At 70.8% G+C, this 3,938-nt stretch carries 2 protein-coding genes; both read left to right on the top strand.

All coding sequences use genetic code 11. The features are described from left to right. Positions 1–265 precede the first annotated feature (265 nt). The gene (locus tag ACWF9Z_RS08885; protein ID WP_453599325.1) at positions 266–889 is read left to right on the top strand and encodes a GntR family transcriptional regulator; all 624 of its coding nucleotides are present in this window, start codon (positions 266–268) and stop codon (positions 887–889) included. Between the two features lie 221 nt (positions 890–1,110). Then, positions 1,111–3,795: a pyruvate dehydrogenase (acetyl-transferring), homodimeric type gene (gene aceE / locus ACWF9Z_RS08880; RefSeq protein WP_453599102.1), complete on the top strand. Its 2,685-nt coding sequence runs from the start codon at positions 1,111–1,113 to the stop codon at positions 3,793–3,795. Positions 3,796–3,938 lie beyond the last annotated feature (143 nt).

Here is a 3,938-nt window from a genome sequence, read left to right as displayed (position 1 = left end):
CAGCCCTCGCTGGCTCTGTCGTGCTGTCTCCGCTTCTCCTTCCCCCCCCCCCCCCACCCCCCCGCCCCCTCCCCCCCCCCCCCCCCTCCCCCGCGCGGGGGGGGGGGCGCCGTCGTCGTACGCTGGGCGCTCCCGCGGGCACCTGTAACCAGCCTCACCCTGCGCCCCTGACCAGGAACGCATCGCGACGACCGGCGCCGCCGTATTGTCTACGCATCAGGCCCCGCGTGACCCTGCACACCCATCAGGAGATGAAGCCCCGATGATCACCCCACCCGTCGTGCACTCGCTGCGCGAGCAGATCCGCGAGCACATCGTGGAGGGGATCGTCAGCGGACGCTGGAAGCCCGGCGAGCGGATCGTGGAGCGCCGGATCGCCGTGGAGCTGGAGGTCAGCCAGACCCCCGTGCGCGAGGCCCTGCGCGAGCTGGAGACGCTGCGGCTGATCGAGTCGGCGCCCAACAAGGGCGTGCGCGTGCGGAACCTGTCGGCGGCGGACCTGGAGGAGATCTATCCGGTCCGGGCGGGCCTGGAGCAGATCGCGGCCGAGCTGGCCGCACCCCGCCTGGCGGCCGACTGCACGGCCCTGGAGCCGCACGTGGCGGCCCTGTGGGACGCGGACCGCAGCGCGGACGGCACGGCCCAGGTGCGGCACACGGTGGGCTTCCACCGGGAGATGGTCCGGGCGGCCGGGAACAGCGTCCTGCTGCACACCTGGGAGTCGCTGGGCATCGAGGTCTTCACGGCCCTGTCCATCCGGTGGCTGGGAACCGTCCAGAAGTCCTACGCCGAGGAGCACGAAGCCCTCGTCCAGGCCTTCCGGAACCAGGATCCGGACATCGGGCTGCTCGTGAAGCGGCACGTCCTGGGGTGCGCCCCGCGGGCTTGATCTTGCCCGTCTTGCCCCGATTTACCCGGCACCGGGTGCCTGTTTTCATGGCACCCGGTGCCGACTTTTGTCATATGGACGTTTCTTCGCCACTTTCATTTGATCGATCATCGATCAGCGTTTTACAGTCGTCGCGGACCCCACCCGGGTCCATCGACCCTGTCCTGCCCGTCAGGGATTTCTTCACCACCTCTCCTTTGTCCGGAAGGCGGCGCACACCGATGTCCGACCCCGTAGGAAAGCTTCCGAGCGAGCTCGACCAGCTCCCGGACCGCGACACCGAGGAGACCGCCGAATGGGCGGCCTCCCTCGACGCCGTCGCACAGGCCGCCGGTACGCGCCGCGCCGAATACCTGCTCCGTCGCACCCTCCAGCACGCCGAGGCCGCCGGCCTCGCGCTGCCGAAGCTGCTCGAGACGGACTACGTCAACACCATCCCCACCGCCGCGGAGCCGGAGTTCCCCGGCGACGAGGCGATGGAGGCCCGGATCACCGCGTGGAACCGCTGGAACGCGGCCGCCATGGTGACCCGCGGCTCCAAGTACGGCGTCGGCGGCCACATCGCCACCTTCGCCTCGGCGGCCTGGCTCTACGAGACCGGCTTCCAGCACTTCTTCCGCGGGAAGGAGGCCGACGGATCGGGCGACCAGCTCTACATCCAGGGCCACGCCTCCCCCGGCATCTACGCCCGCGCCTTCCTCGACGGCCGGATCTCCGAGCAGCAGCTCGACAACTTCCGCCAGGAGTCCGGCGGCAACGGCCTGCCGTCCTACCCGCACCCGCGGCGCCTGCCGTGGCTGTGGGAGTTCCCGACGGTGTCCATGGGCCTCGGCCCGCTCTCCGCGATCTACCAGGCGCGCTTCAACCGCTACCTGCAGAACCGGAGCATCAAGGACACCGCCAACTCGCACGTCTGGGCCTTCCTGGGCGACGGCGAGATGGACGAGCCCGAGTCGACCGCCGCCCTGGCCCTCGCCTCCCGCGAGCAGCTCGACAACCTGACCTTCGTCATCAACTGCAACCTGCAGCGCCTCGACGGTCCGGTCCGCGCCAACTTCCGCGTGGTCCAGGAGCTGGAGGCCCAGTTCCGCGGCGCCGGCTGGAACGTCATCAAGTCGCTGTGGGGCTCCGCCTGGGACGAGCTGTTCCAGCTCGACACCACGGGCGCCCTCGTACGCCGCCTGCGCGAGGTACCCGACGCGCAGTTCCAGACGTACGCGACCCGCGACGTGGCCTACATCCGCCAGCACTTCTTCGGCGCCAACGCCGAGCTCGTCGCCCTCGGCGGCCTGCTCACCGACGCGAAGATCGCCGAGTGCTTCCACAGCTCCCGCGGCGGCCACGAGCCCCGCAAGGTGTACGCCGCGTACAAGGCCGCCCTGGAGCACAAGGGCGCGCCGACGGTCATCCTCGCGCAGACCGTCAAGGGCTACACGCTGGGCGCCGGGTTCGAGTCGAAGAACGCGAACCACCAGATGAAGAAGCTGACGGTCGACGAGTTCAAGGACATGCGCGACCTCCTGGGCCTCCCGATCCCGGACAGCGCCTTCGCCGACGGCCAGGTCCCGTACGGCCACCCGGGCGCGAACAGCCCCGAGGTCCGGTACCTGAACGAGCGCCGCGCGGCGCTCGGCGGCCCGGCCCCGTCCCGCAAGGTCAAGCACGTGGCCCTGCCGGCCCCGGCCGACCGTTCCTTCGCCCCGCTGCTCAAGGGCTCCGGCAAGCAGGAGATGGCCACCACCATGGCCTTCGTCCGGCTCGTCAAGGACCTGATGCGGGACAAGGAGACCGGCAAGCGCTGGGTGCCGATCGTCCCCGACGAGGCCCGCACCTTCGGCATGGAGTCCCTCTTCCCGTCGGCCGGCATCTACTCGCCGCTGGGCCAGACGTACGAGCCCGTCGACCGCGACCAGCTCATGTACTACAAGGAAGCCAAGGACGGCCAGATCCTCAACGAGGGGATCACCGAGGCCGGCGCCATGGCCGACTTCATCGCCGCCTGCACGTCGTACGCGACGCACGGCGAGCCGATGATCCCGTTCTACATCTTCTACTCGATGTTCGGCTGGCAGCGCACCGCCGACCAGATGTGGCAGCTCGCCGACCAGCTCGGCAAGGGCTTCATCGTCGGTGCCACCGCCGGCCGCACCACGCTGACCGGCGAGGGCCTGCAGCACGCGGACGGCCACTCGCACCTGATCGCGTCCACGAACCCGGCGTCGCTCAACTACGACCCGGCCTTCGCGTACGAGATCGCGGTGATCGTCAAGGACGGTCTGCGCCGGATGTACGGCGAGAAGCCGGAAGACGTCTTCTACTACCTGACGGTCTACAACGAGCCGAAGCCGCAGCCCGCCATGCCGGAAGGCGTGGAAGAGGGCATCCTGCGCGGTCTCTACCGCTTCAACACGGCGGCGGACCTGGCGGAGGCGGCCCCGGCCGCCGACGCCCCGAAGATCCAGCTGATGGCCTCCGGTACGGCGATCCACTGGGTGCTCGACGCGCAGAAGCTGCTCGCCGCCGACTGGAACGTGGCCGCCGACGTCTGGTCCGCCACCTCCTGGGGCGAGCTGCGCCGCGACGCGCTGGACTGCGACGAGGCGCTGCTCCGCGGTGAGCTGCGCACCCCGTACGTCACCCGCGCGCTGGAGGGCGTCACCAGCCCGGTGCTGGCCGTCTCCGACTGGATGCGTCAGGTCCCGGACCAGATCAGCCAGTGGGTGGAGCAGGACTGGACCTCGCTGGGCACGGACGGCTTCGGTCTGTCCGACACCCGTGAGGGCGCCCGCCGCCACTTCGGTGTCGACGCCCCGTCGATCGTGGTGGCCGCGCTGGCCCAGCTCGCCCGCCGCGGCGAGGTGCCGGCGTCCTCCGTCAAGGAGGCGCGGGCGCGCTACGGCCTCTGAGGCGTACGCGACGATCGGACCGTGAGGCGGTCCGCCCCCTGGGGGGGGGGACCCCGCACCGCGGTTAAACGGGGGCCGGGCGGGGTCCGCGCCGGTGCGGGGGGGTGGCCGCTGGGGCCCCAGGGTCCGACCCGCAGCGGGCG

The organism is Streptomyces sp. NPDC054961 (genome assembly GCF_053609145.1).
This window is presented reverse-complemented; position numbering and strand designations above follow the sequence as displayed.

What these genes read in the sequence shown, in the direction of transcription:
- aceE (WP_453599102.1), top strand. Translation starts at nt 1,111, where the DNA reads ATGTCCGACCCCGTAGGAAAGCTTCCGAGCGAGCTCGACCAGCTCCCG.